Here is a 26,904-nt window from a genome sequence, read left to right on the forward strand (position 1 = left end):
CGGGTGTTCACCTCTTCCCATTCCGAACAGAGTCGTTAAGCCCCGGTGCGCCTATGGTACTGCCTTCACCGGTGGGAGAGTCGGTCGCCGCCAACTTTACAACAGGAAACCCTCTTGGATGCTTTCATCAGCAGCTAAGAGGGTTTTTGCTTGTGATAAGGCCCCAAAAGCCCTGACTCTCGTTCTTTAGTCGTTGATTTACTTATGCAATTAAGATATCCGTGGTTTTTGGTTGGGTTGTTGGCGATTGCCATTCCGGTTATTATTCATTTGTTGCAGCTGCGGCGCCCTAAGCGATTGCTGTTTACGAATACGGCCTTTATACAGCAGGTGAATTTAGTGACGGTTCGGCACCGCAATGTGCAGCGGTGGCTACTTTTGGCGACGCGTGTACTTGGGATGATGGCTTTGGTATTGGTGTTTTGCCAACCGTTTGTCCCGGCGCGGAAGGATGTTAGGGCTTCGACTGGAATGACTGTTTTAGTGGATAATTCCTTCAGTATGCAAGCAGGGGGGACTGGTAAGACGTCTTTGTTCGCAGAAGCGGTAGGGCAAGCTCATCGTATCGGTCAGTCGAGTTCGATAGGAGGACATTTCCGGCTGATAAATAATGGAATTGTTTCGCTATCGTCATCTGCTTATCAAACGGCGCTTGACGAATTGAAAATGACTTCCCGGAATCCGATTTCAATGCTTAAAAAGGAAGCTATTGCACAGTCTGATGATAGTAATACATTGTATGTCATTTCGGACTTCCAAAAAAAAGCTGTTGATGTAAAGACATTAACAGAAATGAAAAATAGTGAAGTGGTTCTGGTTCCCTTAAGAAATAAGGGAGGGGGGAATTTATATGTTGATAGCGTATGGTTAGATGATGCCTTTGTGCGCGCCCGTACGAATGTGGGACTGCACATTCGCGTGCGTAATGGGGGTAATGTCAAACTGACTGACTCACCGGTGAAGGTGTTTTTGGGGGCGCGGCAGGTGGCTGCATACCGGGCGACGGTGGAACCGGGGCAAGCGGCTACTTCGGTGGTGCAGGTACAGGTAACGGACAACGCGCTGGCAATGGGGCGGGTGATGACGGAAGACGTGCCAGTCGCATTCGACAACACTTATTATTTTACCCTACAACCGGCGGCGGCTATTCGGGTGCTGGAAATTGGTGCTGAGCCCGTGGCGCAGCAATTGTATGGTAATGAGCCGTTGTTTATTTATGCTCATGCGAAGCCGCAGAATGTGGACTATGGCGTCTTGCAACGAGCTAACCTGGTGGTGGTGCGTGAACTGAAGCAGGTTGACGCCGGGTTACGGGATGGCTTGCGCAGTGTGGTGAAGCGCGGTGGAAGTGTGGTAGTGATACCACCAAGCACAAATGACAGTCACGATTCATACCAACTATTGTTCAAAGCCCTCGGCTTGGGAACGGTGCAGTGGGAGGCCACTGCAACGGTGCCGGAGCTGCGTGAAATAGCTATGCCGAGTGCTCGAGAACCGTTTTTTCGGGATGTGTTTGGGGCGCAGCAACGTGGAACTAGCATGCCTCGGGTAGCCCCAGTGTTGCGGTGGCCGCGCACGGGAACAGACATCTTGCGGTTGCGGGATGGGGAAAGCTACCTTGCCAATTTTGCGAGTGGAGCAGGACAGGTATATGTATTTTCAGCCCCTTTTTCCCAACAATATTCCGATTTTGTTTCGCATGCATTGTTTGTGCCGGTCATGTACCGGATGGCAATGCTGAGTTACCAAAACGACCAATTACCCGCCTACCGATTGACGCAAAGCTTGGTAACGCTGAAGCTGCCAGCGGCAGAAACAGCAAGTAGTGCGGCTGGCCGGGCCGATGAAGCCAGCATTCGACTGGTGAAGGATAGTCTGGTGCTGATTCCGGCGCAGCGAGTGGTAACTAATGAATTGCGCCTGGATTTGCCAACTGGTATGGATGCGGCGGGCTTTTACCAAGTGCAGCGCGGAGGCAAGGTACTGACGACGCTGGCGTTCAACCAAGACAAGCGTGAGTCGGAACTGGCAGCGTATTCAGCCGATGAGTTGCGGCAATTGATTGGGGCAAGCCATCCCAATGTTAAGGTGGTGGAAGGTGGGGCGAATGGCGCTGGCCTGGCCCAGTTCCAGGCAGAACAGATAGGGCAACCGCTGTGGCGCTACTTTTTGGCGCTGACGCTGCTGGCGTTGCTGGCCGAAGGGCTAGTACTGCGGTTTGGCGGCCGCCCGGCCAAAATGGGGCGGGCAGCAGTGGCGGCGTAACGCGCAAACACGCACGAACAGGGCTGGCCACGACTTCTAGGGCGTAACTTGCCGCTTTAATTGGTGATACAATTTTATGGCTGCCTCCATCCGAGAACCCGATACCCGCGAAGTGCAAGTGCCCACGGGAGCGGTGAAACAGCTGGCGCTGCGCTTCGGAATAGGTGCTGGAGCAGCTTGCGTGGTGTGGATGGTTGGCTTGCAGCTGACTGGAAGCAACGGTTTTGGGCCGAAGCAGCTATTGGCTCAGCTGCTGGTGCCGTTGGCAGCGGTGGCGAGCCAATGGCTGCTGCGCAAGGCTTCGCAACCAAACAAACCCGGATTGGGAGCGTCGCTGGGAGTAGGTATCCTCACGGCGCTGCTGGCCGCAACCATTTCTGCTATTGGGGTAGTGGGGCTGGCGTATGGCGCGGGTGAGCCGGCATTGGCGCGGCACCGGGCCGAAGTGCTTGAAATTGTGCGGGCGCAACAGCGCGAAAACCCCAAGGCGGTGGCATCGCCCGCCGTGCAGCAGCAGCAAGTAGCGCAGGTGCAACGCATGACAATGGGCGACATGGCGACGAGCAATTTTTTGCAGGTACTGGTGCTGGGATTGGTCCTGGCCGTGCCGGCCGGGATATTTCTGCGCGAATAATTCGGGTTACTTTGCGGCTCATCTTTACCTAAACCAATTTCTGCAACTACAATGGAAAGTAATACTACGTCTGTTTCGACTACTTCGGTAGGCCTGCGCTATGGCTTGCTCACCGGCTTGGTCAGCATTATTATTTCGTTTGGCTTATTTGTGGCGCACCAGGAAACTAGTCCGTTACGTTACGCGACGTTTGCGGTGCTTATTGCTGGAATGGTGCTGGCGATGAAATACTTCAAGCAAAATAATCAGGGTTTTATGAGCTTTGGCCAAGGAGTGGGTATTGGCGCGGTGCTATCGGCGGTTGTTGGGGTGCTGACAGGAATTTTTTCCTATGTATATATGAGCTTCATCGACCCCGAAGTGGTGGGCCGGATGACGGAAAAAATCCGGGCTGATATGGAGGCCCGGGGTGGCATGACGGACGAACAGATTGACCAGGCGATGGCCATGTCGGCAAAATTTATGAATGGTCCTTTCACGCTGATAGCTGCCGTGCTGGGTACGGTGCTGGTGGGCGTTGTTCTGGCGATGGTTATCTCGGCGTTCATCAAAAATGCCCAACCCGAATTTGAATAAGTCCGTCGCTGCTTTTCCGGTGGAAATTTCCATTGTTATTCCGCTACTCAACGAAGCCGAATCCTTGCCTGAACTCACGCGCTGGATTGCGCGGGTGCTCGAAGCGCATGGGCTGACGTACGAGGTGATTCTGATTGATGATGGCTCGACCGACGACTCGTGGGCGGTGATGGAGGCCCTGGCGGCCACCGATGACACGCTGCGCGGCATCCGCTTCAACCGCAACTACGGCAAGTCGGCGGCGCTGAACGTGGGCTTTGAAGCGGCACGGGGCCGGGTGGTGTGCACCATGGATGCCGACCTGCAGGACTCGCCCGAGGAACTGCCCGAGCTGTACCGCATGATTGTGGAGGACGAGTATGACTTGGTGAGCGGCTGGAAGCAGAAACGCTACGACCCACTTTCGAAGACCATTCCGACCAAGCTGTTCAATGGGGCTACGCGGGCAATGTCGGGAATTCAACTGCACGATTTCAATTGCGGGCTGAAAGCGTACGACTCGCGCGTGGTGAAAAGCATTGAGGTGTACGGTGAGATGCACCGCTACATTCCGGTGATTGCGAAGTGGAATGGCTTCCGCAAAATTGGTGAGAAGGTGGTGCAGCATCAAGAACGCAAATATGGCGTGACCAAGTTTGGACTGGAGCGGTTCATTTTTGGGTTTCTCGATTTGCTGAGCATCACGTTTGTGGGCCGGTTCCGGCGTGCGCCAATGCATTTTTTTGGCACGCTGGGCACCCTGTCATTTTTGTTGGGCTTACTGATTACGCTGTGGCTGACGGGCGAAAAAGTATGGCTCTCGCTGCATAATATGAAGGCGCGGCAAGTAACGGAACAGCCGTTGTTTTTTCTGGCTTTGACGGCGGTAATTGTGGGTGTTCTACTATTTGTAGCGGGATTTCTGGGCGAAATGATTCAGTTAAACGGTCCGAAGCGTGATGATTATTTAATTAGAGAAAGGTTGAATTAGCTTATTTATGAAGGTTGTAATTATCGGCCCGGCCTACCCGTTGCGCGGCGGGCTGGCGACCTACAACGAGCGGTTGGCCCGCGCCTTTCGCGAGGCCGGTGACGAGGTCCGGATTGTGACGTTTTCGTTGCAATACCCCAACTTCCTATTCCCGGGCCAGACGCAATTCAGCACCGAGGCCGGCCCGGCCGACCTTGATATAGAAGTGCGCCTGAACTCGGTAAACCCGTTCTCGTGGCTGGCGGTGGGGCGCAAGTTGCGGCGCGAGCGGCCCGATTTGGTGGTTTTTCGATTCTGGCTGCCATTTATGGGACCGGCGCTGGGCACGGTGGCGCGGCTGGCTAGCCGCAACGGCCATACCCGCGTGGTGGCCATCACCGACAACGTGGTTCCGCACGAGAAGCGGCCGGGCGATGGGCCGCTAACGCGCTACTTTCTGAGCGCCTGCGACGGGTTTGTGACCATGAGCCGCAGCGTGCTGGAGGACCTGCGCGGGCTGGGCTTTGGGCATAAGCCGGCGCTGTATCGGCCACACCCGCTCTACGATAATTTCGGGCCGATGAAGCCGAAAGCCGAGGCACTGGCCGCTTTGAGCCTGTCCGATACGGCGGGCTACGTACTGTTTTTTGGGTTTATCCGGGCGTATAAGGGGCTCGATATACTGCTTGAAGCCTGGGCCGATGCGCGCGTGGCGGTGCTGCCCATTAAGCTGATTATTGCCGGGGAGTTTTACGAAGATGCCGCGCCGTATGAGGAATTAATTCGGCGCTACCAGCTGGAAAGTCGGATTGTGCGGGCCACAGATTTTATTCCGAATGAAAAAGTAGTAGACTATTTCTGCGCGGCCGATTTAATTCTGCAGCCTTATAAAAACGCTACGCAAAGTGGCGTATCGCAAATAGCTTATCATTTCGAGCGGCCCATGCTGGTGACGAATGTGGGTGGCCTGGCCGAGCTGATTCCGGCCGGGGTGGTGGGCTACGTGGTGCCGCCTACGCCGGCCGCCATTGCCGACGCGGTAGTCGATTTCTATGAGCAGCAGCGCGAACAAGCTTTTGCGGCGGGGGTGCGCGAGCAGAAAAAGCAGTTCTCGTGGCCCGTAATGGTGGCGGCGCTGAAAGAGGTGGCTACACGAAGCCGTTAGCTGCGGCCCATTTCGCGAAAAAAGCCGGGGCCAACAGCTACAACAATGGTACGCTTTCGCGCACAGCTTGCAGCACCTTGGCCGCCGGCAAATCTTCCATGCAACTTGTACCCAACTGGCAGCTACCCCGGTAGAAGCAGACGCAGTTCTTATTTGGCTGCACGATTTGACCCCGACCGTAGAGGTCGAATTCGTGAGAGTTGAAGATGTTATTCATCAAAATAGTAGGCTTGCGCAGGGCGATACTGATGTGCATGCCCATGGTTACCTGCGTTACGATGCCGTCCATTTGGTTCATCAGGTTGATGAACTGGGGGAGGGGGAAGGTGCCGAGGTAGGCCGCGCCGGTGGTGGCGTGCAGCTCACGGTTGCGGGCATCTTCGGCTTCGCCGCCTAGCAGCACGGGCGTGTAGCCCGCGGCTTGTAGGCCGGTGATGAGCTCAATCCACTTCTCGGTACTCCAGAGGCGGGTGGTCCAGCGGTCGCCGCAGCCGGTGTTGAGGCCGATGCGGGGGCCAGTGGCGGCGGGCAGGGCGGCCCAGTCGTAGCCTTTGTCGTCGTGGGTATCGAAGACGTATTCTTCGCCCCGAAAATCGAAGCCGCAGAGCTCGAAGATTTCCTGCACGTAGGGCTTGGTGTTCGCCTGGCTGATTTGGTCGAACACGCCGGTGAGGAATTTGTGCTCGGCCAACTGGTTCACGGGCCAGGCCACGCCGTCGTAGGGGCGCAGGGCGTAGCCAAATTTCTCCTTGGCCGTGATGTTGTTCAGGAGCACGCAAGCCTCTTTTTCCTTGTCGAGATTGATGACGACGTCGAACTCGCGGCCCTGCAATTGCAGGGCGCTGGCGAAATCGAACTTCAGAATTTCCTCAATCTCGCGCTGGGGCAGGATGGCGGGTGTGAGCGTGAGCCAGGTAATGTAGCAGCCGGGGTGCTCCTGACGCAGGCGGCGCAGCAGGGGCGTGGTCCGAATGACGTCGCCAATGGCCCCGAGCTTTATGATGAGAATGCGGCTCGTAACGGGCACATACACCGGGCAGCCGTCGCACACGTAGCCGTGGGTTTTGTTAGGGTGGCAGGGGAGGTCGCCGCGAAAGTGGCGGCAGTCGGGGTGAGCAACGGTATCGGCGAGCTGGGGCACGGGGCGGGAGCAGTTGAAAGGGTAAAAGTAACAGGCAGCATCGGCCCCAAAAAAGCCGTCGCCGCTCCAGAGAACGCCGACGGTCTGGTAAGTCTTCGATGCTCTTTACAGCCCTACGTTGAAGGTGCCGCTGGTAATTGACTTGGATGCCCCGGTATTTGGGTTGATGCCCGTGAAGGTGAACGAGCCCGTAATGGTGTTAGTAGTGAGGGCCGTGACCACGATGGTGCCCGCGCCCGTGACGGTGCCGCCACCCGAAGCCCCGGCGAAGTACACGGCCGCCGTGCTGCCGGTATTGGTGCTGTAAGTGGCCGCCGCGGCCGACGAAGTCCCGAACGTGTGCGTACCCACGACATTCGGAACTTCCAGGCCCATGTAAGTAACCGCCGAGCCGTTGGTAATCGTGCCCGCGACCGAAACCGTGGTGCTGCTTTTCTGCGATTGCAGGTTGGTGGTGCTCACAGCTGCCCCATCCACCGTCCAGCTCATGCCGGTTGTCGGGGGCTTGGGGTCGTCTTTTATGTTGGAGGAGCAGGCGGCGAGCACCGTGAGGGCCAGCGCGCCGGTAGCGAGGCCAAAGGGGCGGATGGTAGTCAGGTTCATGGATAATAGAAGGAAAGGAAAAATGGGTGAAAAGCTGCTCAGCGCCCCACGTAGCTATGCGGCGTGATGCCGCGTAGCTCGGTTTTCACGGGCTCGCTTACGTCCAGCCCATCAATAAAGGCCCCGATGCTGGCCGCCGAAATGGCCTCGCCGGTGCGGGTAAGGGCTTTGAGGGCGTTGTAGGGGTCGGGGTAGGCCTCGCGGCGGAGGATGGTTTGGATGCCTTCGGCCACCACGGCCCAGTTGGCTTCGAGGTCGCGTTTCAGCGTCGACTCATCCAGCGCCAGCTTGCCCAGCCCGCGCTGCAAAGCCCCCAACGCAATCAGGATGTGGCCGAGCGGTACGCCCAGGTTGCGGAGCACGGTGGAGTCAGTGAGGTCGCGCTGGAGGCGGGAGATGGGCAGCTTGGCGGCAAAGTGCTCCAGCAGAGCGTTGGCCACGCCCAAGTTACCCTCAGCATTCTCAAAATCGATGGGGTTGACCTTGTGCGGCATGGCCGACGAGCCCACCTCCCCGGCCTTGATGGTTTGCTTGAAGTAGCCCAGCGAGATATATTGCCACACGTCGCGGGCCAGGTCGAGCAGAATGGTGTTGAGGCGCTTCAGGGCATCGCAATGGGCCGCGAGGTGGTCGTAGTGCTCAATCTGGGTGGTGGGGAAGGAGCGGTGCAGGCCCAGCCGGTCGTTCACGAAGGTGGCGGCGAAGGTGTGCCAGTCGGTGCCAGGGTAGGCAGCGAAGTGGGCGTTGAAGTTGCCGGTAGCCCCACCAAACTTGGCTCCGAACGGTATCTGAGCCAGCAGCGCCACCTGCGCATCGAGCCGGGCCACGAACACCTCAATTTCCTTGCCCAGGCGGGTAGGCGAGGCCGGCTGGCCGTGGGTGCGGGCCAGCATGGGTACGGCCTGCCACTCCTGAGCGCGGGCAGCCAGCACGTTGCGCACCTGGGCATAGGCCGGCAGCAGCACTCCCATCAGCGCATCCCGAAAGCTGAGCGGAATGGCGGTGTTGTTCACATCCTGCGAGGTCAGGCCGAAATGAATGAATTCGATAAAGGCCCCCAGGTCCAGCTTCGTGAACTCATCGCGCAGCCAGTATTCCACGGCCTTCACATCGTGGTTGGTGATGGCCTCGTGGGCCTTGATGGCCTCAGCATCGGTTTCGGTGAAATTCTCATATAGGCTTCTTAGCGCCGGAAAACGTTCGGCTGATACCCCCGCGAGCTGGGGCAGCGGCAACTCGGCCAGAGCGATGAAGTATTCGACTTCGACAAGTACGCGGTAGCGGATGAGGGCCATTTCGGAGAAACGGGCGGCCAAGGGTGCGGTGGCGCGGGCGTAGCGCCCGTCGAGGGGCGAGAGGGCGAGGAGGGGGCTGGGCATGGGGCAAAAGTACCAACTGCCACGCCTTTCGGGTGGCCGGCAACCTTTCACAGGCTTTTCGCTATACAGGAATTCGGCTGGCCCAATGCACGCGGTATGGCTGCCGATGGCACTCCCTTTTGGACTTTTGCGTTACTCCGAGCGAAACCCCGCTACCCTCTTCTTACCTTTGGCGTTGGCTAAGCCAAAATACCTGACTGATTTCCGTGCGCATATCTCCTTCGACCAAGCGTCTTCTCATCGGCATTCTGAGCGGCCTCGTGGCCGTGGTGCTCCTGGCTCTGGCCGTGTTTCAGTGGAAGCGCCAGCAGCTGCTGACCTCGGCCCTGGCCCTCGTGAAAGAGAAAATTGAGCGCAAGTATCCCGTTATCCTCACCCTGGGCCCGGCCCGGTTTGTCGGCTTTAAAACCGTCGAGATTCAGGGGATGAGCCTGGTGCCCCGTGCCGCGCCCACGGATACGCTGCTCGCTGCCCGCCGCTTGCAGGCCGGCCTAAGCGTACGCTCGCTGTTTGCCGGTCGGCCGGTGTTCAGCGATTTGCAGATTATCACGGCCCGCCTCACGGCCCGTAAAACGGCCACATCCGACAATTACGGCTTCCTCATCAAGAAGAAAGCCAGCGCCGCGCCGCGCGATAATTCCAAAGGCACCAACTACGGCCTGCTGCTGAACCAGGCCCTGGAAACGGCCTTTGGGAACGTGCCCGGCGAGGCCAGCTTCCAGAATTTTTTTGTGAGCTACGAGAGCCCGCGCCACTCGGCCGTGCTGCGGCTGCCCGAGCTGAAAATTCAGGACGGTGACATTTCGGGCCGCATGACGGCCACCGTCGATTCGTTGGCTAATAAGCTGGGCATCAGCGGACACATTGAGCCGGGCGATTATTCCCTCACGGCACGGGTGTTTGGGGTGGGCGGTTCGGTGCAGCTGCCCTACGTGCCGCGCCGCTTTGGGGCGCTGGTGAGTTTCGATACGGTGCTGGTGCGGCTCGACGGCAAGGATTTCGAGGACGATGACACCGGTGGCCGCCTCACGGTGCGGGGCTCGCTGGCGGCGCGGGGCTTCAGCCTCTATCACCCCAAGCTGGCCGCCAACGAAATTGAAGTGAAGCGCGGCTCGCTCGACTTTATCGCCACGCTGGGCCGGGGCACGGTGGCACTGGAAAAGGGCAGCCGACTGGTGGTGAATAAAATTGTGCTCAACCCTGAAATCGCCATCTGGACCAAGCCCAGCCAAGCCATCAACCTGAGCGTGACCTCCGACGAAACCCCGGCCAACGACTTCTTCAACTCGTTGCCCACCGGAATCTTTGATGAGATACGCGGTACCCAGGGCACCGGCACGCTGCGCTATCGCCTCAGCGCCAACCTCGATATGGCCAACGTCGACAGCCTGCGCTTCGATTCGAGCCTGCGCGGCCGGAATTTCCACCTTACCCGTTTCGGTGAGGAGGATTTGAACAAGCTGAACACGCCCTTCCTGCAAACGGTGTATAACGACAAGGGTGACTCGGTGCGCACCTTCGCCGTGGGGCCCATCAACCCCGATTTTGTAGCTTACAACGACGTGTCGCCCTACCTCATCCACGCCATCACCACGGCCGAAGACCCGCGCTTTTTCTCGCACCACGGCTTCATGGAGCAGGCTTTCGTGAAGTCGGCCATCCAGAACATCAAGGAGCGGCGCTTTGCCCGGGGTGGCAGTACCATTTCGATGCAGTTGGTGAAAAACGTGTTCCTGACCCGTCAGAAAACCGTGGCCCGCAAAGTGGAAGAGGCCCTGATGGTGTGGCTCATCGAAAATACCGGCCTGGCCAGCAAGCAGCGCATGTTTGAGGTGTACCTGAACATCATCGAATGGGGGCCGAGCAAATACCGCTGGCCCAGCGGCAAGCGCGGGGTGTACGGCGTGAAGGACGCCGCCCTGTTCTACTACGGCAAGCGGCCCAACGAGCTGAACCTACCCGAGAGCCTGTACCTGGCCAGCATCATCCCCAAGCCCAAATTCGCGCGCTATTCGTTCGATGCCTACGGCGACCTGCGCCGCAGCACGCGCTACTTCTTCCGCCTGATTTCTGATATCATGCTCACGCGCGGCCTCATCAGCAACAACGACCGCGAAAACCTGCCGTACGCCCTGCACCTCACCGGGCCGGCGCGACAGTACATGGCCTTCGCTCCCCGCCCCGATACTACGCGTGCCGTGCAGCAGGCCGATTCGAGCGACTTTGAACCCCTGAACCTGATTGACCTGCTGAACACCGGCGCTACTCCGGATGCCGGGGTGAATTCGGGAACCTCGGAGCCAGCTCCCGCCAAGCCCCCGAAGTAAGAACGGTTGTACAAAGCGAAGCCTTTTACCGCATTAATACTCCATTCACTATGGCGGTAAAGATGCTTCGGCTGCGCGGACGCCAGATGAGCATGGCGTTCCTTAGAATCGCAACTCAGCTGCCTACACCGCCCGCTTCAGCGGGCTAAACCAGCTGCTGAGCTTCATTTGCAGCACGCCGAAGAAGGCCTCTTCCACGATGCCCTTGCTCATTTTAGAGGTGCCCCGGGTGCGGTCGGTGAAAATGATGGGTACCTCCTGGATGCGAAAGCCCAACTGGTAGGCCAGCCACTTCATCTCAATCTGAAACGCGTAGCCCACGAAGCGGATGTTGTTCAGGTCGAGGGCGCGCAGCACGCGGGCCGTGTAGCACTTGAAGCCCGCCGTGGCGTCGCGGATGGGCATGCCCGTAATCAGGCGCACGTACCAGGAGGCGAAGTACGACATCAGGACCCGCGACATGGGCCAGTTCACCACGTTCACGCCCTGAATGTAGCGCGAGCCGATGGCCAGGTCGTAGCCCTCCACGGCGCAGGCATCGTGTAGGCGCAGCAGGTCGTCGGGGTTGTGCGAGAAGTCGGCATCCATCTCAAACACGTACTCGTAGTCGTGAGCCAGCGCCCAGCGGAAGCCGTGGATGTAGGCCGTGCCCAAGCCCTGCTTGCCCGTGCGCTCCTCCAGAAACAGCCGGCCCGGAAATATTGCCTGCAAGCCTCGCACAATGGTAGCGGTGCCGTCGGGCGAGCCGTCGTCGATAATCAGTACGTCGAAGGCCCGCGGCAGCGACATCACCTTGCGGATAATTAGTTCCGCATTTTCGCGCTCGTTGTACGTGGGGATTAGGACGAGGCCTTCACTCATAGCTTCTAAATTGGCCCCAAAGATAGGCTTTACCCTCCCGAAGCTGCACACAACGCTGCGCTTAATGAGCAGTGAGCAGGGGACAATGAATAATCGGTAGTAATAGCCCCGCTTCCCTGCACTGCTAACGCTTCATTGCGCGTAGCATTTCGGCCGTGTTTCGGGCGTAGCGGATGCAGTCAGGCACGCTCACGCCAGCGCGCCAGTTGGCCACGGCCAGCACGTGCGCGGCGGCCAGGGTGTCGGCGGCCGCGTGCGCGCCCACAATGGCTTGGTCGAATTGCGGAATGCTGCGCGGCCAGTAGTAGCGCCCCTGCCAGCGCGGTGCACCACTGATGCCGTAGAATTTGCTCAGCTCGGCGTGCACGGCGGCCAGTTGCGCGGCCTCGGGCTGCCGGGCGGCAGCTTCGTACTGCGTGCCACCCACGAAGGTGGTGAACAGCACCTGGCCCGCAGGCACGCGCTGCGGGTAGATGGAGCTGGTCCAGACCGAGCCGGCCGCGTAAGCGTTTTCCGCCTTCGGATGCAACGCCCCGAACCCGTTGAGCGGGTGTGTGACGGCACTGCGGTCGTAGGCCGAGTACACGGCGCTCATGGGCGGGTAATGCACGGCGGCTAGTGCCGCGGCTGCGGCCGGAAACAGTGGCTCCAGCAGCGGCGCGGCGGCGTAGGTGGGCAGGGCCAGGGCCAGGTGCGAGTAACCGGGGGCCGCTTCGAGGCCGCGCGCGCTGCTAAGCTCCAGCTGGTAGCTGCCATCGGCGGCCCGCGAAATGGCTGAAACGGCGGTGCCCGGCTGGTAGTTGGTGAGTTTGGCGGCCAGCGTTTCGGCGATAGTCTGCACCCCGCTTTTGAGGGTGATGATGCGGCGGCGGCCCGCGCCCTTGCCGGCTTTCATCAGGCCGCGCAGCACCGAGCCGTGCGCCTGCTCCAGGGCCGGCAGCTGCTTAAAGGTCTTATTGATTAAGAGCTGCTCCGGGTCGCCTGCGTAGATGCCGGCCATGAAGGGATTGACGGCGTAGTCCACGATTTCGGGGCCGAAGCGGCGACGGAAAAAGTGCGCCACGGTTTCATACTCGTCGATGAGGACGGCAGGCTGGCGGAATTCTTTCAGTAGCTGCCACTTGGCTTTCAGGCTGAAGAAGCTGCTGGTGAGCAGGGCGGGGGGCGAGCCGGGCAGGGCTTGGTAGCGGCCATCGCGCAGCACGTAGCGGAGCTGGCTCACGGCGGCGGCGTCTTCAATCTGGTCGCTCAGGCCGAGGTCGGCGAGCAGCTCCTCCAACTCAGGGCTGAGTTGGAGGGAGTTGGGACCGGTTTCGAGCAGGTAGCCTTCCGGCGTGGCCCAGGTGCGCAGATTGCCGCCGGCGCGGGTGTCAGCCTCAAACAGGTCGTAAGCCACGCCGCTTTTTTGTAGGTACCAGGCCAGGGTAAGGCCGCTGATGCCGCCGCCGATAATCGCAATTTTCATAGTCTGGAAGCGCAAAGAGAGGGCTGTAAAGGTAGCGGCCGCACCGGGCGGGTTCGCCCGTAGCTTTGCCGCTATGTCAACAAACAACAAAGCCATTTTTCTCGACCGCGACGGCGTGCTCAATGAAGAAATTGGTGCCTACGTGTGGGAGCCCGATAAATTTATCATCTGCGAGGGCGTGCCCGAAAGCCTGGCTCGCCTCAAAGCGGCCGGCTACTACCTCATCGTGGTTACCAACCAGGCTGGCATCGCCAAAAAGCTTTACACTGCCGCTGAGGTGCGCGCCTGTCACGCCAAGCTGCAAAGTACCTGCGGCGGCATCATCGACGCACTGTATTTCGCCGACGCGCACCCGAGCGTGAGCGAATCCATTCTGCGCAAGCCCAGTTCCGGCATGCTGGAAAAAGCCGTGGCGCGGTTTGGGCTGGATATAGCGCAGTGCTGGATAGTGGGCGACCGGCTGCGGGATATGCAAGCCGGGGCCAACATTGGCGTGCGCGGTATTCTGGTGGGGGAGGAGGGAAATACGGAAGGTTTCGCGCCCCACGTTGCGGACTTGCGGGCGGCCACGGCGCTTATCTTGAGCCAATGAGCAAGGACGAAAAGCCGGGTTGGATAGCCAGAAACCGCAATACTGTGTTTTTGATGGTGTGCGTCATCATCGGGCAGCTGATTTTTTATTTTAACACTACGGCCAACAGCAAGCGCGAAATTGAACGCTACAAAGCCCTGCTGCTAGCTGGCCGCGTGGAGAAAATCCTGTCCAATTCCCGAGGTATTCAAAAGATAAAGCTGGCCACCGGCGAAACCCCGGCGCTGGCTCTGACCGCCGCTGGGCAGCAATATATTCAGGTCGGCGATTCGGTGGTGAAGGCGGCGGGCAGCGAGCACATCACCTTATACCGTCGGTTTCCGGCTTACATAGAGGTGTCGGTTTTCAGTCCGAGTGCGGCCGATAAAACGGGGCTAATCAGGCGCTACCAAATTAAGAGACCATAGAAGCTGTTTAGATAATCAAAAAGTCTGTCATCCTGAGCTTGCGAAGGACCTTATTACAACAGAACGTTTTGCTGGTAATCCAGACGATGCGAATTTAATAAGGTCCTTCGCAAGCTCAGGATGACAAGCGACAAAAAAGCCATCCTTGCTAAGCAACGGCCATAAAAAAAGGCCGGCCTCCCACGCGGGAAGCCGGCCTTTTTACTTCGAATCCGAAAGCACTACTGACGCGCAGCCGGGGTAGCCGCACTGGCCGTGATGGGCGAGGAAATGCGGTTGGCCTCCTTGGTGCTGCTGTAGGCGGGGCACTTCTGGCGGTTGCAGGCACCGAGGGTCAGGGCGGCACCGGCGGCGGCGAGCAATACGAACTTTTTCATAATTTATATTAAAACGGGTTGAGGGATGACTGGCTGGGCTTCAAAGATAAGCAGTCAGCCCTATATTCTGCTAAAAATTATAACGTCGAAATTGAATTATTCGTATCCGAGGATGCGCATCATGCTGGCGGCTTCCTGCTGGGGCGCAAACACCGAATCAATGAGCGTGCCATCTTCGGCGCGGTCGAGGATGATGTGCTGGGGGGCGGGGATGAGGCAGTGCTTGATGCCGCCGTAGCCGCTCAGGCTCTCCTGGTAGGCACCGGTGTGGAAGAAGCCGACGTAGAGCGGCTGCGCATCGGCGGGCTTGCGCTCGGGCAGGAAGGTCTGGTAGATGTGTTTCTCGGAGTTGTAGTAGTCCTGCGAGTCGCAGGTGAGGCCGCCGAGCTGAATTTTCTTGTACGATTTCTGCCAGCCGTTGAGGGCCAGCATGATGAAGCGCTGGTTTAGGGCCCAGGTGTCGGGCAGGTTGGTGATGAACGAGCCGTCAATCATGTACCAGAGCTCCTTGTCGTTCTGCAGCTTTTCGTCGAGAATGCTGTAGATGGTGGCCCCGCTTTCGCCCACTGTGAAGATGCCGAACTCAGTGAAAATATTCGGCTCGGGCACGCCTTCCTCGGCGCAGATGCGCTGGATGGTGCGCAGGATTTCGGCCACCATGTAGGGGTAGTCGTACTCGGGCTGGATGCTGGTTTGGATGGGCAGGCCGCCGCCGATGTCGATGGAATTGAGCGTGGGGCACACCTTGCGCAGCTCGCAGTACTTGTGCACGAAGCGGCTCAGCTCGGACCAGTAATAGGACGTGTCCTTGATGCCCGTGCTGATGAAGTAGTGCAGCATGGTGAGCGTGAAGCGCGGGTCGTCCTTGATGCGCTGCTCGTAGATGGGGATGGCGTCGGCGTAGCGCACGCCCAGGCGCGAGGTGTAAAACTGGAAGCGCGGCTCCTCATCCGAAGCCAGGCGCATGCCCATATTCACGTTTTCGCGCACGTGGTCGTGGTAGTATTCGATTTCGTTGGGCGAATCGATGATGGGCATGCAGTTCACGAACCCGTCGTTGATGAGGTCGGCGATTTCCTTTTTGTAAGCTTCGGGCTTGAAGCCGTTGCAGATAATGTGCTTCTGCTTGTCGACCTTGCCCTGGGCGTGCAGGTTGCGGATGATGCTGATGTCGAACCACGACGAGGTTTCGAGGTCGACGTCGTTTTTCAGGGCCTCCTCCAGCACGAAGCGGAAGTGCGACGACTTGGTGCAGTAGGCGTAGGAATAGGTGCCGGTGTAGCCGGTTTCGGCGATGCCATCGGCAAACCATTTCTTGGCCCGCTGAATCTGGGAGCTGATTTTGGGCAGGTAGGTGAGGCGCATCGGGGTGCCGTATTTTTCCACGAGAGCCATCAGGTCGATGTCGTGGAAGCGCAGCTCGTGGTCCTGAACGGTGAAGTCGGCCGTGGGAAAATCGAAGGTTTGGGAAATGAGGTCGTGGTACGTATCCATTCGGGTTTTGAAAACGGCAAAAAAGCCCGACCTTTGCGGCGGGCCGTACAAAAGTACCGCCGGGGTCAGGATAACGGCCGGGAACCGCTTGTTGTTCTCACGTTATTCCGCCCTGCATCGTGACGATGGAATAGTAAGCGACTTGGCTACGGCAGATTCTTCGGCCGCAAGGCAGCGCTCGAAGTCAGTTATCAGTGAGCAGTTATCAATTATCAGTGAGCAATCAAACGTCCACTGATAACGGCTAACTGCTCACTGATAACTGATTTGGAACGGTGCCGCCATCCTGCTTATCCTAAATTCCCACTTTCCGATGAAACGCATCAAATTACTGGAAGTCCGCTCCGAGCTGGGGGCGGGTACCCGCGGGGCCGGCATGGGCATTGACGCCCTGCGCGTGGCCTGCCTCAACAAGGGTTCCGACTATTTCCGGCGGTTCAACGCCGTGGTGGTGCCCGATTTGAACCACGTGCTGTTCGAGAAAACGCCGTTCCCGTTTGCCAAGCACATCGACGCGATTTATACCGTGCAAAAGGGCATTGCGGCGGCCGTGGAGCAGACGCTGCGCTTCGGCGAGTTTCCGCTGGTGCTGGCCGGCGACCACAGCAGCGCCAATGCCACCATTGCCGGCATCAAGGCCGCGTACCCGGCCAAAACGCTGGGCGTCATCTGGATTGATGCCCACGCCGACCTGCACTCGCCCTACACCACGCCCAGCGGCAACGTGCACGGCATGCCCCTGGCCGCCGCCCTGGGTGTGGACAACCTGAAGCAGCAGCGTAACGTGCCCGACGCGGAAACCGAATTCTTCTGGCGGCGGCTGCAGAACCTGGGCGAACCCGGCCCCAAGCTGCTGCCCGAGCACCTGGTGTACGTGGTGGTGCGCGACACCGAGGAACAGGAAGACGCCCTGATTGCCGAGTTGGGCATCAAGTGGATAAAGCTGCCCGAAATTAAGGCCAAGGGCTCGCGCCAGCTCACCCGCGAGATTTACCAGCACCTGCGCTTCTGCGACATGGTGTACATTTCCTTCGATGTCGACAGCCTCGATTCGAGCTTTAGCATCGGCACGGGCACGCCCGTGGAGGACGGCCTCTACCTCTCCGAAGCCGAAAACCTCTGCCAGGACCTACTGGAAAACGAGCGGGTGGTGTGCTTTGAGATGGTCGAAATCAACCCCACGCTGGACAACGGGAATACGATGGCAAAGAATGCCTTTAATATTCTGGAAAAGGCGACGGATGCGATTGAGCGGCGGCTGAAGTTGGAGGAGGTGGTGAGCCGGTAGGTTATGAATTGCATTAATTGAGTCTTGCCTGCCATCTTTTATGCTGAGGTACGCGGCATCGACTCGCCGCTAAACGAATCGCAGCAGCGTGACAGGATGCTGCGAGCCTCAGCATTATGGTCGGTTATGGCCTCGTTAAGAGCGACCCTAAAGGTGACGCGGCCTCAATTTCACCGCCCAACTCGCAATAGTAAGCAAAGTGCCCCGCCAGTAGCTGGCGAGGCTTTTTGCTTACTGCGATGATACTTATTGTCGGTTGTTGTGCAGACAACAAGTAGCGATTTTTGTGGATGAGAGAACCGACACTGAAAGCTTTCGGCCAAGAGGTGCGCCATTGGCGTGCTGAGCGTCGCCTTTCTCAAGAAGTGCTAGCTGACCAGTGCGGATTTCACCGCACCTACATAGGCCAGATAGAGCGGGGTGAGCGTAACCCTTCGTTAATTAATGTGCTGACGCTGTGTCGCCATCTGGGTGTGTCGCTACCAGAATTTTTCATCCGTTACGAAGCAGCACTTGGGACGTTCGCCTAATACCGTGGGTGGCGGAGCCAATACTACCCGCAATGGTTTAGCTTTCGAGCGTGGGGCCGACCTGCGCGATGCTTTCATCGACCATCCCCGTTACAAATTGCATGGCGATAATGTGATTGACCGAGCTACTGACCAGAAAGTAGGGACGTTGTTCGAAAAGAATAAGCTTTACAAAAACCTGTTGGAAGCACAGGGTGTCGACTATAAGCAACTCCTGAGCAAGAAGCTACTGCCCGATGATGCCTTATTGGTAGGAGGAATTCTACACATCATTGAAAAGAAATACCAGGCCGGAGCTGGCTCCGTGGATGAAAAGCTGCAGACCTGCCATTTTAAATTGCGGCAGTACACAAAACTGCTGGCACCGTTAGGCATCCGGGTGGAATTTCACTACTTGCTCAGCGACTGGTTCAAAGCCGCTTCTTATCGGGATGTGCTCCAATATATTGAGGAAGTAGGGTGCGACTATTTCTTTCTCGAAATTCCGCTCGACAAGTTGGGCTTGTAGGCGCTGTATTAGGCTAACTGTGGCATATCGGCCAGCGCATAATTGTTGATGAGCAATTCGCTGATATGGCCTCGGCCCCCGGCTTTGGAGTTAATAGTGCGCTTGGCTTGAATTCGTTGCAATGCAAAGCCGGTATATAAATCGTCGAAGTAAGCATCTGCGGAGTCGGTGTTCTGCATGTCTGAATTACTGAGTAGCCATCGGTGCCCTTGGGCATCCAGGGTGCGACAAAAGGCAGCTAACCGGGACTGAGAATCATCGTCAAACGTCTCCGTCGCGTAAGCATTGAACAAAGCGGTTTTGCTCAGGGGCTTGTACGGGGGGTCAAAATAGAAAAAGCCGTTGGAGGGAATATGGGGGAGGACTTCGGCAAAGTCGCCGTTGAGAATAGTCACGCGGGCCAACAAGGCACTATCTGCACGAATGGTAGCCGGATTGCAGATGCTGGGACGGTCGTACCGGCCAAAAGGGACGTTAAAGCCACCCTTGCTATTAACCCGGTACAAGCCATTGAAACAGGTGCGATTCAGAAAAATAAGTACCACCGTATTCCGTAGTGGTGCTAGCGGCCGTTGGTTGAACTCGGCCCGCATCTCATCAAAATAAGAGCGACGGGCTTCTTCCGTACCCAGCTTATCGTAGAATTCCTGAACTGTATTCAGCGCCTTGATGAGTTCTTCCGGATACTGTTGGACCACTTGATAAGCTGTGGTCAGGTCTGGATTAATATCATTAATAATGGCGTTTCGAATGTTGGAATACCGTTGCAACATCCAAAAAAGTACAGCCCCGCCTCCAATGAATGGTTCAACATAAGTGAGGTCGGTTTCTTGAGCGAGTGTAGCCGGTAGTGTCGCCTGAATAGTGGGAATTAACTGGCGCTTGCCACCAGCCCATTTCAAGAACGGCTTTGCGCCATTTCCTTCACCAAATAAATCCATACCTCGAAGGTACGCAACGGGACGCTTTACATACAATAAGTAGCATAATTAAAGCAAAGTGCCCCGTCAGCCACTACTGAGGCACTTTGTTGCTGCAAGTTTTGGGAGGGGGGAGGCTAATGAGCGTTTAGGGAAATTCGTTTGACGGTCATGCTTATCTGGCGTCCGCTTGCCGAAGCAGTTCTAATGCTTCGCCTGGCTCCCATCTATGCGAGAGAGGGGTAGGGGGTGAGGTTTGACGTGAGGGCGAAGCGGTAGAGATGCTTCGACTGCGCTCAGCGTGACGTTCTGATGTGAGGGTTAACCCCCGCCCGTACCTTTGCCCCGTGCAACAGTTAGAAAACTCCCTCAAAACCGCCCTGCAAACCGCCGCTCAGGCTGTTTTCGGCGTCGAAATCCCCGCCGCCAGCCTCACGCTCCAGCCTACGCGCAAGGAGTTTGCCGGCAGCTTCACCCTCGTCACGTTTGCGCTCACCAAAGCGTTGGGTAAAGGCCCCGAGCAAATTGGCCAGGCCCTGGGCGAGTGGCTCAAAGCCTACGAGCCCCGCGTGAGCGGCTTCAACGTCGTAAAAGGCTTCCTGAACCTCGAAATTGCCGATGCCGAATGGCTGGCTGTGTTTGAGCAGCTGCGCGCCCAGCCCGCCACCACGCCCGTGGCCACCGACGGCCCGCAGAACGTGGTGGTGGAGTACTCCTCGCCTAACACCAACAAGCCCCTGCACCTGGGCCACCTACGCAACAACTTCCTGGGCTACTCGGTGGCCGAGATTCTGAAAGCCACCGGCGCCACGGTGTCCAAGGTGAACCTGGTGAACGACCGGGGCATCCATATCTGCAAGTCGATGCTGGGCTACCAGCGTTTCGGCCACGCCGAAACGCCCCAGAGTGCTGATATTAAAGGCGACCACCTTGTGGGTAAATACTACGTGCTGTTCGAAAAGCACTACCGCGAGGAAGTGCGCCAGCTCGAAGCCGAAGGCGTAGCCCCCGATATAGCCAAGCGCAAAGCCCCCCTCATGCTGGATGCCCAGCAGATGCTTCAGCAGTGGGAGGCCGGCGACGCGGAAGTGGTGGCCCTGTGGCGGCAGATGAACGGCTGGGTGTACGGGGGCCACAACGCGACCTATGCGGCCATCGGGGTCGATTTCGACAAGTTCTACTACGAGTCGGGGACCTACCTGCTGGGCAAGGAGCGGGTAGAGGAAGGCATGACCAAGGGGGTATTCTTTAACAAGGAGAATGGCTCGGTGTGGGTTGATTTGCAGGCTGAAGGCCTTGATGAAAAGCTGCTGCTGCGCGGCGACGGCACCAGCGTCTACATCACCCAGGACCTGGGCACAGCCGAGCTGAAGTACCAGGATTTTGGCTACGACAGCAGCATCTACGTCATCGCCGACGAGCAGAACTACCACATGCAGGTGCTGCAGGCCACGCTCAAAAAGCTGGGCAAGCCCTACGCCGATTCCATCAACCACCTCAGCTACGGCATGGTGGACCTACCCACCGGCAAGATGAAAACCCGCGAAGGCACCGTAGTCGATGCCGACGAGCTGGTGCGCGACGTTGTGGCCGCCGCCAAAGCCGCCACCCTCGAAAAGGGCAAAACCGAAGGCCTAAGCGATGCCGAATTGGAGGAGCTCTACCACATGCTGGGCCTCGGCGCGCTGAAATACTACCTGCTGAAAGTGGACCCTAAAAAACGTATGCTTTTTAATCCCGAAGAGTCGGTGAACCTGGAGGGCGACACGGGGCCGTTTATTCAGTATTCGCACTCGCGCACGGCCGCCGTTCGGCGCAAGGCAGTGGAGCTTGGGGTTGATGAAACCGCCGATTGGGCCAGCGTAACCGAGCTGCACTCTGCCGACAGCGAGCTGATTCAGGAGCTGGCGCGCTACTCGGCCGTGGTAGCGGAGGCGGCCAAGAACCTGTCGCCTGCCGTGGTGGCCCAATACGCCTACGACCTGGCCCGCAACTACAACCGCTTCTACGCCAAAGTGCCCATCTTCGCTGAAACCGACCTGGCCAAGCGCAACCTGCGCCTGGCCCTTTCGGCCCGCACCGGCGAGCAGCTGAAAGTGGCTTTTGGCCTGCTGGGCATCCAGGTGCCCGAGCGCATGTAATAAGTGGATTAACGCTACCCAAAATGTCATTTCGAGCGCAGCCGAGACATCTCGCGTGCTGAAGGAATTCAAATCCGTTCGCACGGTTATGTTACTGCCACACGCGAGATGTCTCGGCTGCGTTCGACATGACGGGCATTTTTCTCTGTCGACGACCAACAAACTATGAAAAGCATTGCCGTTTACTGCGGTTCCAGCGCCGGAACCAACCCGAACTACATCACCCAGGCCCAGGCCCTTGCCGCCGCCATGGTGGCCCAAAACCTTACGCTGGTGTACGGCGGCGGCCGCGTGGGCCTCATGGGCACCATCGCCGATGCCGTGCTGGCCCTCGGCGGTCAGGTTATCGGCGTGATTCCCGATTTTCTGGATGCCAAAGAGTTGGCCCACAAAGGCTGCACCGAATTGCACGTCGTGAAATCGATGCACGAGCGCAAGCTGATGATGGCCGACCGTGCCGATGGCTTCATCGCCATGCCCGGCGGCTACGGCACCCTCGAAGAGCTGTTCGAAGTCCTGACCTGGGGCCAGCTTGGCCTGCACCAGAAGCCCGTGGCCCTGCTGAACGTGGACGGCTACTACGACCTGCTCCTGCAATCCCTCGACCGCATGCGCGACGATGAGCTGCTGCGCGCCGAAAACCGCGCCCAACTCCTGCAATCGTCTAGTCCGGAAGAGCTGCTGGCGCAGATGGCGGCGTACCAGCCAGTGCAGCTGGAGAAGTGGCTAACGTCGAAGACGACCTGATGTAGCGCGGACTAAAAGTGCCTGCCGGGTACGCCCGCGCTACGTCCAAAACCCTGCTGGCCTTCGTACGGTTACGCACGCATCCGCGCAAATCCCTACCTCCAACTCATGAACAAGTCACTTCTCCTCACGCTGGCCACTGCCGCTACGGCCGTGGTTTTCATCGCCGCCAAACCAGCCACTCTCACCACCATGACTGAAGAAACCACTGCAACCACCGCCGCTCCCGCCTCCGTCTACGATTTCACCGTGAAATCCATCGATGGTAAAGACGTGAAGCTGAGCCAGTACAAGGGCAAGAAGCTGCTGATTGTGAACACCGCTTCGGAGTGCGGCTACACCCCTCAGTACAAAGAGCTGGAGGCGCTTTACAAGCAGCACGGCGACAAAGTGACCGTGCTCGGCTTCCCGGCCAATAACTTCGGCGGCCAGGAGCCCGGCACCGAAGCCCAGATTGCCACCTTCTGCGAGAAGAACTACGGCGTGACATTCCCGCTCTTCAGCAAGGTGTCGGTGAAAGGAATCGATACGGCGCCGCTGTTCAAATTCCTGGCTGATAAAACCAAGAACGGGGCCGTGAGCGACGTGCCCACTTGGAACTTCTGCAAATACCTGGTCGATGAAAAAGGCCACGTACTGAAGTTCTATCCCTCGAAAGTGACGCCCCTGAGCCCTGAGCTACTGGCCGATATCATGAAGTAATTACTTGCCGTCCCTGACTATTCAGAACGTCATGCTGAGCTTGTCGAAGCATCTCTCCCGCGCAACTAATTTAGTGGTTGCAACGAAGTGGTAGAGATGCTTCGACAAGCTCAGCATGACGTTCTTTTTGCTGTTTGATTTCTCCTTTGCCCATGTCTCCCTGGATTTCTGCTTTCCGTCCGCGCACGCTGCCTTTGGCCCTGGCCAGCATCCTTACCGGCGGCTTCCTGGCCAAGGCGGCCGGCAATTTTAATGGCCCGATAGTGGCGCTGGCGGCCCTCACCACCATCCTGCTCCAAGTCCTCAGCAACCTGGCCAACGACTACGGCGACTCCCAGAACGGCGCCGACAGCGTGCACCGCCAGGGCCCGCAACGCGCCGTGCAGAGCGGGGCCATCACCCCGGCCCAGATGAAGCGCGGCATGTGGATTTGTGGCCTGTTGGCGCTGGGCAGCGGCCTCACGCTGCTGTGGGTGGCGCTGGGCGCGGCCGGGCTGGGGCTGTTCCTGGCATTTGTGGCGCTGGGGCTGGCCGCCATTTGGGCGGCGGTGAACTACACGGCGGGTAAAAATCCCTACGGCTACGCGGGCCTGGGCGATATTTCGGTGTTCCTGTTTTTCGGCATTGTGGGCGTTTGCGGCACCTATTTCCTGCAATCCCGCACGCTGCCGCTGTCAGTACTGCTGCCTGCCGCCGCCCTCGGCTGCTTCGCTACGGCGGTGCTGAACGTGAACAACATTCGCGATATCAATTCCGATGTGCTGGCCGGAAAAATTACCATCCCGGTGCGCTTGGGGCCTATTTATGCGCGGCGCTACCACTGGCTGCTGCTGGTACTGGGGCTGGGCTGCGCCACGGTGTTTGTGGCCCTTACCTACCATTCGCCGTGGCAGTGGCTGTTTGCGCTGGCCGCGCCACTGTTCGCCTTCAACGCCGCTCAGATATGGCAGCGGCAGGAATCGATGCAGATAGACCCGCTGTTGAAGCAGATGGCGCTGAGCACGTTGGTGTTCACGGTGCTATTCGGGGTAGGACAGGTAGTGGGCTGACAAGCTTGCAGTCGTAGCCGACGAATATCGCAAATAGTAGTCGAGCTAAAGTATTTGCGGGATTGATACGTTCATGGTTTTGGCGTTTTAACTGCATAAATACTTTTTCCATGCCCAAAACTGTTTTCATCACCGGCACTTCCACCGGTATCGGGGCCGCTACTGTGCGCCTCTTTGCCCAGCACGGCTGGCAGGTAGCCGCCACCATGCGCAACCCCGCCGATGCTAAATTCGACGACCTGCCCAACGTGCGCGTCTACGCCCTCGACGTGACCGATGCCGATGCCGCGCCGCGCGCCATCGAGCAGGCCCACGCCGATTTTGGCGGCCTCGACGTGCTCATCAATAATGCCGGCTACGGCCTCGTAGGCCCCTTCGAAATGGCCACTGACGAGCAGATTCAGCAACAATTTTCCACTAATGTGTTCGGCGTATTTGCCGTGACGCGGGCAGCGCTGCCAATTTTCCGCGAACAGAAGTCCGGCGTTATCATCAACATCACCTCGGTGGGCGGGCGTACGGCCTTTCCGATGAATTCGCTTTACCACGCCACCAAGTTTGGTCTCGACGGCTTCTCCGAGTCGTTGTGGTACGAGCTGGCTCCGTTCGGTATCCAGGTGAAAGTGGTGGCCCCCGGCGGCGTGGCGACCGACTTTGCCACCCGCTCCCTCAAAATGACCATCGACCCGGCCAACGACGCCGACCCTTACGCGCCACAGGTGCGCAGTGTATTGGCTGCCTTCGGCGAGCGCGGCGGCGCGGCTTCCACTCCCGAGCAGATTGCCGAGGTTATCTACACCGCCGCTACCGATGGCACGTCGCAGCTCCGCTATATCGCCGGCGAGGATGCCCAGCGCATTCTCGGCGCGAAAGCCCAGATGAGTGAGGCCGATTTCGCGGCTATGATTCAGCAGAATTTCGGCGTGTAGCTGCCTTGGATTTTCAACCGGATGGCCCATAAAAAAAGCGACCTCAAGGGTCGCTTTTTTTATGGATTTATAGTTGGACTTACTCAGCAACGGCTGGGGCTGCCGGTGTTGCGGGCGATTCGCCGGGAGCCTGCGCCGCACCGCCCTCGGGCTTGGGGCCACGATTACGGTTGCGGCCACCGCGGCTGCGACGCTCGCCATCGGCGCGTGGTTCGCGGATTTCTCGGGTTTCGCCTTCGGGCCGGGGTTCGCGGGGCGGGCGGCTTTCGCCTTCGGCCCGCGGTTCACGCGGGGGGCGGGCTTGGCTAACGCCGTCCTTCGGTTCGCCTTCCGGCCGGGGCTCGCGGGGTGGGCGGGCTTCACCCTCGGGGCGTGGGGTGCGCTCGGGACGGGGGCCACGGTCGCGGCGCTCCTCGCCTTCGGGGCGGGGCGGGCGCTGGTAGGGCACGGCGGGCGCAATGCCGGCATCGAGGGCGGCGAGGGCGTTTTTAGCGTTGGCGAGGCGCTCCAGGTGCTTGGGGTCTTTGGGGTCGGGGGTGTCGCGGCGGGGCTTGCCGCCATCGCGGCCACCGTCGCGGCCGCCGGCACCGCCTTCGCGGCGCGGGCCCCGGTCGCCTTCGGGGCGGGGGCCACGGTCGCGGCTGCCGCCACCGCTACCGCCGCTGTGGCCACCACGCACCGGGCGGCCGCCGATTTTGCCACCCAGACCGGCGAAGCGCTTGGGGTCGAATTCCGGGGCCGGGCCTAAGCCCAATTCCTCGGTAATGTTCCGCTTTTCGAGTTCGCGCTCGATGAGCTTTTCGATTTTCAGCACCCGGTCCTGGTCCTGGTCCGAGATGAAGGTGATGGCAGTGCCTTTGGTGGCGGCGCGGGCCGTGCGGCCAATGCGGTGCACGTAGTCCTCGGCGGCGCGGGGGATGTCGTAGTTCACGACATGGCTCAGCGAGTCGATGTCGATGCCGCGGCTGAGCACGTCGGTGGCGACGAGGATGGGGAACTGCTTGTTTTTGAAGGCGCGCATGATTTCCTCGCGCTCTTCCTGGGTGCGGTCGGAGCTGATGCCGCGGGCCTCGATGCCGAGCTTGTTTACGGCCTTCACGATGCCGGCCACGGCCGCTTTCTGGCTGGTGAAGAGCACCATGCTCTGCACCTCCTGCGTTTTGATGATGTGCTCGAGGACGTAGATTTTCTGGCGGTCGAAGGCCATGTACAGCTGCTGGTCGATGCCGGCGGCGGGCTTCGAAACGGCCAGGCGAATTTCCTCAGGGTTGTTGAGAATCTGCTGCGAGAAGTCGCGGATTTTGCTGGGCATGGTGGCCGAGAACAGCAGCGTCTGGCGCTCCTTGGGCAGCTGGCGCACGATGTTGAAGATGTCATCGCTGAAGCCCATGTCCATCATCTTATCGGCTTCATCCAGCACCAAATACTTAATCTGGTCGAACTTCACGTAGCCCATTTGGAGGTGGGCAATAAGGCGGCCAGGCGTGGCGATAATGATATCGGCCCCCGAGGTGAGGGCGCGCTTCTGCTGTTCCCAGTTTTCGGATTTGCCGCCGCCGTAGATGGCGATGCTGCTGGCCTCCACGTAGTAGCCGAAGCCCATCACCTGCTCGTCAATCTGAGTAGCCAACTCGCGGGTGGGCACCAGAATGAGGGTGGTGGTGTGGCCGTGCTTGGCGTGCGAAATCTTGTCGAGCAGCGGCAGGAGGTAGGCGGCCGTTTTGCCGGTGCCGGTTTGGGCGCAGGCAATCAGGTCTTTACCATCGATGATTTTAGGAATGGCCTGCTCCTGAATGGGGGTGGCCTGCTGGTAGTTCATGGCATCGATGCCAGCGAGCAGGTCGTCGTGGAGGTT

At 58.8% G+C, this 26,904-nt stretch carries 25 protein-coding genes and 1 rRNA gene; 17 read left to right on the forward strand and 9 right to left on the reverse strand.

Features of this window, described 5'->3' with window-relative positions; genetic code table 11:
- The 6 genes from rrf to ABIB44_RS20160 form a co-directional block, all read left to right on the forward strand.
- Positions 1-96: ribosomal RNA gene (gene rrf, locus ABIB44_RS20135) — 5S ribosomal RNA — on the forward strand; the annotation flags it as partial.
- A gap of 108 nt (positions 97-204) precedes the next feature.
- Positions 205-2,265, forward strand: a complete 2,061-nt coding sequence (locus ABIB44_RS20140) for a BatA domain-containing protein (protein ID WP_354586481.1) — start codon at positions 205-207, stop codon at positions 2,263-2,265.
- Positions 2,266-2,341: 76 nt separating this feature from the next.
- Positions 2,342-2,899 (forward strand): DUF4199 domain-containing protein, encoded by a 558-nt coding sequence (locus ABIB44_RS20145; protein ID WP_354586482.1) that lies wholly within the window; start codon positions 2,342-2,344, stop codon positions 2,897-2,899.
- Between the two features lie 51 nt (positions 2,900-2,950).
- Complete coding sequence (locus ABIB44_RS20150) at positions 2,951-3,475, forward strand: DUF4199 domain-containing protein (RefSeq protein ID WP_354586483.1); 525 nt, start codon at positions 2,951-2,953, stop codon at positions 3,473-3,475.
- On the forward strand, positions 3,453-4,445 hold the full coding sequence (locus tag ABIB44_RS20155) for a glycosyltransferase family 2 protein (RefSeq protein ID WP_354586484.1): 993 nt from the start codon (positions 3,453-3,455) through the stop codon (positions 4,443-4,445). Before ABIB44_RS20150 ends, ABIB44_RS20155 begins: the two co-directional genes overlap by 23 nt.
- 7 nt (positions 4,446-4,452) lie before the next feature.
- Positions 4,453-5,589 carry a glycosyltransferase gene (locus tag ABIB44_RS20160; protein WP_354586485.1) on the forward strand — a complete coding sequence of 379 codons (1,137 nt, stop codon included), beginning with the start codon at positions 4,453-4,455 and terminating at the stop codon, positions 5,587-5,589.
- Between the two features lie 37 nt (positions 5,590-5,626).
- Here the strand turns inward: ABIB44_RS20160 and ABIB44_RS20165 are convergent, their stop codons facing one another.
- From ABIB44_RS20165 to purB, 3 genes are all read right to left on the reverse strand, one after another.
- Positions 5,627-6,730: a glycosyltransferase family 9 protein gene (locus tag ABIB44_RS20165; protein WP_354586486.1), complete on the reverse strand. Its 1,104-nt coding sequence runs from the start codon at positions 6,728-6,730 to the stop codon at positions 5,627-5,629.
- 105 nt (positions 6,731-6,835) lie between these two features.
- Positions 6,836-7,333 (reverse strand): DUF6252 domain-containing protein, encoded by a 498-nt coding sequence (locus tag ABIB44_RS20170; RefSeq protein WP_354586487.1) that lies wholly within the window; start codon positions 7,331-7,333, stop codon positions 6,836-6,838.
- A gap of 38 nt (positions 7,334-7,371) precedes the next feature.
- Positions 7,372-8,712 (reverse strand): adenylosuccinate lyase, encoded by a 1,341-nt coding sequence (purB, locus tag ABIB44_RS20175; protein ID WP_354586488.1) that lies wholly within the window; start codon positions 8,710-8,712, stop codon positions 7,372-7,374.
- A gap of 206 nt (positions 8,713-8,918) precedes the next feature.
- Between purB and ABIB44_RS20180 the strand changes: the two genes are divergently transcribed.
- Complete coding sequence (locus ABIB44_RS20180; protein ID WP_354586489.1) at positions 8,919-11,039, forward strand: transglycosylase domain-containing protein; 2,121 nt, start codon at positions 8,919-8,921, stop codon at positions 11,037-11,039.
- A gap of 123 nt (positions 11,040-11,162) precedes the next feature.
- On the opposite strand, the gene ABIB44_RS20185 is transcribed toward ABIB44_RS20180, so the two are convergent.
- On the reverse strand, positions 11,163-11,900 hold the full coding sequence (locus ABIB44_RS20185; protein WP_354586490.1) for a polyprenol monophosphomannose synthase: 738 nt from the start codon (positions 11,898-11,900) through the stop codon (positions 11,163-11,165).
- A 124-nt stretch (positions 11,901-12,024) separates the two neighbouring features.
- Complete coding sequence (gene hemG, locus ABIB44_RS20190; RefSeq protein WP_354586491.1) at positions 12,025-13,365, reverse strand: protoporphyrinogen oxidase; 1,341 nt, start codon at positions 13,363-13,365, stop codon at positions 12,025-12,027.
- Positions 13,366-13,438: 73 nt separating this feature from the next.
- On the opposite strand from hemG, the gene ABIB44_RS20195 reads away from it, so the two are divergent.
- Complete coding sequence (locus ABIB44_RS20195; RefSeq protein ID WP_354586492.1) at positions 13,439-13,957, forward strand: D-glycero-alpha-D-manno-heptose-1,7-bisphosphate 7-phosphatase; 519 nt, start codon at positions 13,439-13,441, stop codon at positions 13,955-13,957.
- Positions 13,954-14,364 carry a hypothetical protein gene (locus ABIB44_RS20200; RefSeq protein ID WP_354586493.1) on the forward strand — a complete coding sequence of 137 codons (411 nt, stop codon included), beginning with the start codon at positions 13,954-13,956 and terminating at the stop codon, positions 14,362-14,364. The genes ABIB44_RS20195 and ABIB44_RS20200 overlap by 4 nt, the downstream gene beginning before the upstream one ends.
- Before the next feature lie 221 nt (positions 14,365-14,585).
- Here ABIB44_RS20200 and ABIB44_RS20205 read toward each other — a convergent pair whose 3' ends face one another.
- Both ABIB44_RS20205 and ABIB44_RS20210 read right to left on the reverse strand, forming a co-directional pair.
- On the reverse strand, positions 14,586-14,741 hold the full coding sequence (locus tag ABIB44_RS20205; protein WP_354586494.1) for a hypothetical protein: 156 nt from the start codon (positions 14,739-14,741) through the stop codon (positions 14,586-14,588).
- Between the two features lie 96 nt (positions 14,742-14,837).
- Positions 14,838-16,235 carry a type III PLP-dependent enzyme domain-containing protein gene (locus ABIB44_RS20210; RefSeq protein WP_354586495.1) on the reverse strand — a complete coding sequence of 466 codons (1,398 nt, stop codon included), beginning with the start codon at positions 16,233-16,235 and terminating at the stop codon, positions 14,838-14,840.
- A 313-nt stretch (positions 16,236-16,548) separates the two neighbouring features.
- On the opposite strand from ABIB44_RS20210, the gene ABIB44_RS20215 reads away from it, so the two are divergent.
- The 3 genes from ABIB44_RS20215 (at position 16,549) to ABIB44_RS20225 (ending at position 18,561) form a co-directional block, all read left to right on the forward strand.
- Complete coding sequence (locus ABIB44_RS20215; RefSeq protein ID WP_354586496.1) at positions 16,549-17,523, forward strand: arginase; 975 nt, start codon at positions 16,549-16,551, stop codon at positions 17,521-17,523.
- Positions 17,524-17,813: 290 nt separating this feature from the next.
- On the forward strand, positions 17,814-18,053 hold the full coding sequence (locus ABIB44_RS20220; protein WP_354586497.1) for a helix-turn-helix domain-containing protein: 240 nt from the start codon (positions 17,814-17,816) through the stop codon (positions 18,051-18,053).
- Between the two features lie 4 nt (positions 18,054-18,057).
- Positions 18,058-18,561: a hypothetical protein gene (locus ABIB44_RS20225; RefSeq protein WP_354586498.1), complete on the forward strand. Its 504-nt coding sequence runs from the start codon at positions 18,058-18,060 to the stop codon at positions 18,559-18,561.
- 8 nt (positions 18,562-18,569) lie between these two features.
- Here ABIB44_RS20225 and ABIB44_RS20230 read toward each other — a convergent pair whose 3' ends face one another.
- Positions 18,570-19,502 carry a DNA adenine methylase gene (locus ABIB44_RS20230; protein ID WP_354586499.1) on the reverse strand — a complete coding sequence of 311 codons (933 nt, stop codon included), beginning with the start codon at positions 19,500-19,502 and terminating at the stop codon, positions 18,570-18,572.
- Positions 19,503-19,828: 326 nt separating this feature from the next.
- Between ABIB44_RS20230 and argS the strand changes: the two genes are divergently transcribed.
- The 5 genes from argS (at position 19,829) to ABIB44_RS20255 (ending at position 25,049) form a co-directional block, all read left to right on the forward strand.
- A complete protein-coding gene (gene argS, locus ABIB44_RS20235; protein WP_354586500.1) occupies positions 19,829-21,622 on the forward strand; it encodes an arginine--tRNA ligase in 1,794 nt (597 codons plus the stop codon).
- Between the two features lie 165 nt (positions 21,623-21,787).
- The gene (locus tag ABIB44_RS20240) at positions 21,788-22,369 is read left to right on the forward strand and encodes an LOG family protein (protein WP_354586501.1); all 582 of its coding nucleotides are present in this window, start codon (positions 21,788-21,790) and stop codon (positions 22,367-22,369) included.
- A 108-nt stretch (positions 22,370-22,477) separates the two neighbouring features.
- Positions 22,478-23,071, forward strand: coding sequence for a glutathione peroxidase (locus tag ABIB44_RS20245; protein WP_354586502.1), 594 nt, complete (start codon positions 22,478-22,480; stop codon positions 23,069-23,071).
- Positions 23,072-23,223: 152 nt separating this feature from the next.
- Positions 23,224-24,120 (forward strand): 1,4-dihydroxy-2-naphthoate polyprenyltransferase, encoded by an 897-nt coding sequence (locus ABIB44_RS20250; RefSeq protein ID WP_354586503.1) that lies wholly within the window; start codon positions 23,224-23,226, stop codon positions 24,118-24,120.
- Positions 24,121-24,230: 110 nt separating this feature from the next.
- Complete coding sequence (locus tag ABIB44_RS20255) at positions 24,231-25,049, forward strand: SDR family oxidoreductase (protein WP_354586504.1); 819 nt, start codon at positions 24,231-24,233, stop codon at positions 25,047-25,049.
- 79 nt (positions 25,050-25,128) lie between these two features.
- On the opposite strand, the gene ABIB44_RS20260 is transcribed toward ABIB44_RS20255, so the two are convergent.
- On the reverse strand, positions 25,129-26,868 hold the full coding sequence (locus tag ABIB44_RS20260; RefSeq protein ID WP_502916507.1) for a DEAD/DEAH box helicase: 1,740 nt from the start codon (positions 26,866-26,868) through the stop codon (positions 25,129-25,131).
- Between the last annotated feature and the right edge of the window lie 36 nt (positions 26,869-26,904).

This window comes from Hymenobacter sp. UYCo722, assembly GCF_040547115.1.
Lineage (GTDB): Bacteria > Bacteroidota > Bacteroidia > Cytophagales > Hymenobacteraceae > Hymenobacter.

Excerpts from the sequence above, each read along its gene's own strand:
- ABIB44_RS20210 (WP_354586495.1), bottom strand. The coding sequence starts at position 16,235 with ATGGATACGTACCACGACCTCATTTCCCAAACCTTCGATTTTCCCACG.
- ABIB44_RS20185 (WP_354586490.1), bottom strand. The coding sequence starts at position 11,900 with ATGAGTGAAGGCCTCGTCCTAATCCCCACGTACAACGAGCGCGAAAAT.
- ABIB44_RS20200 (WP_354586493.1), top strand. The coding sequence starts at position 13,954 with ATGAGCAAGGACGAAAAGCCGGGTTGGATAGCCAGAAACCGCAATACT.
- ABIB44_RS20145 (WP_354586482.1), top strand. The coding sequence starts at position 2,342 with ATGGCTGCCTCCATCCGAGAACCCGATACCCGCGAAGTGCAAGTGCCC.
- ABIB44_RS20170 (WP_354586487.1), bottom strand. The coding sequence starts at position 7,333 with ATGAACCTGACTACCATCCGCCCCTTTGGCCTCGCTACCGGCGCGCTG.
- ABIB44_RS20205 (WP_354586494.1), bottom strand. The coding sequence starts at position 14,741 with ATGAAAAAGTTCGTATTGCTCGCCGCCGCCGGTGCCGCCCTGACCCTC.
- ABIB44_RS20155 (WP_354586484.1), top strand. The coding sequence starts at position 3,453 with ATGCCCAACCCGAATTTGAATAAGTCCGTCGCTGCTTTTCCGGTGGAA.
- ABIB44_RS20245 (WP_354586502.1), top strand. The coding sequence starts at position 22,478 with ATGAACAAGTCACTTCTCCTCACGCTGGCCACTGCCGCTACGGCCGTG.
- ABIB44_RS20220 (WP_354586497.1), top strand. The coding sequence starts at position 17,814 with ATGAGAGAACCGACACTGAAAGCTTTCGGCCAAGAGGTGCGCCATTGG.
- purB (WP_354586488.1), bottom strand. The coding sequence starts at position 8,712 with ATGCCCAGCCCCCTCCTCGCCCTCTCGCCCCTCGACGGGCGCTACGCC.
- ABIB44_RS20260 (WP_502916507.1), bottom strand. The coding sequence starts at position 26,868 with ATGAACTACCAGCAGGCCACCCCCATTCAGGAGCAGGCCATTCCTAAA.
- ABIB44_RS20250 (WP_354586503.1), top strand. The coding sequence starts at position 23,224 with ATGTCTCCCTGGATTTCTGCTTTCCGTCCGCGCACGCTGCCTTTGGCC.
- ABIB44_RS20140 (WP_354586481.1), top strand. The coding sequence starts at position 205 with ATGCAATTAAGATATCCGTGGTTTTTGGTTGGGTTGTTGGCGATTGCC.
- ABIB44_RS20230 (WP_354586499.1), bottom strand. The coding sequence starts at position 19,502 with ATGGATTTATTTGGTGAAGGAAATGGCGCAAAGCCGTTCTTGAAATGG.
- ABIB44_RS20160 (WP_354586485.1), top strand. The coding sequence starts at position 4,453 with ATGAAGGTTGTAATTATCGGCCCGGCCTACCCGTTGCGCGGCGGGCTG.
- ABIB44_RS20215 (WP_354586496.1), top strand. The coding sequence starts at position 16,549 with ATGAAACGCATCAAATTACTGGAAGTCCGCTCCGAGCTGGGGGCGGGT.
- ABIB44_RS20195 (WP_354586492.1), top strand. The coding sequence starts at position 13,439 with ATGTCAACAAACAACAAAGCCATTTTTCTCGACCGCGACGGCGTGCTC.
- ABIB44_RS20150 (WP_354586483.1), top strand. The coding sequence starts at position 2,951 with ATGGAAAGTAATACTACGTCTGTTTCGACTACTTCGGTAGGCCTGCGC.
- ABIB44_RS20240 (WP_354586501.1), top strand. The coding sequence starts at position 21,788 with ATGAAAAGCATTGCCGTTTACTGCGGTTCCAGCGCCGGAACCAACCCG.
- hemG (WP_354586491.1), bottom strand. The coding sequence starts at position 13,365 with ATGAAAATTGCGATTATCGGCGGCGGCATCAGCGGCCTTACCCTGGCC.
- ABIB44_RS20255 (WP_354586504.1), top strand. The coding sequence starts at position 24,231 with ATGCCCAAAACTGTTTTCATCACCGGCACTTCCACCGGTATCGGGGCC.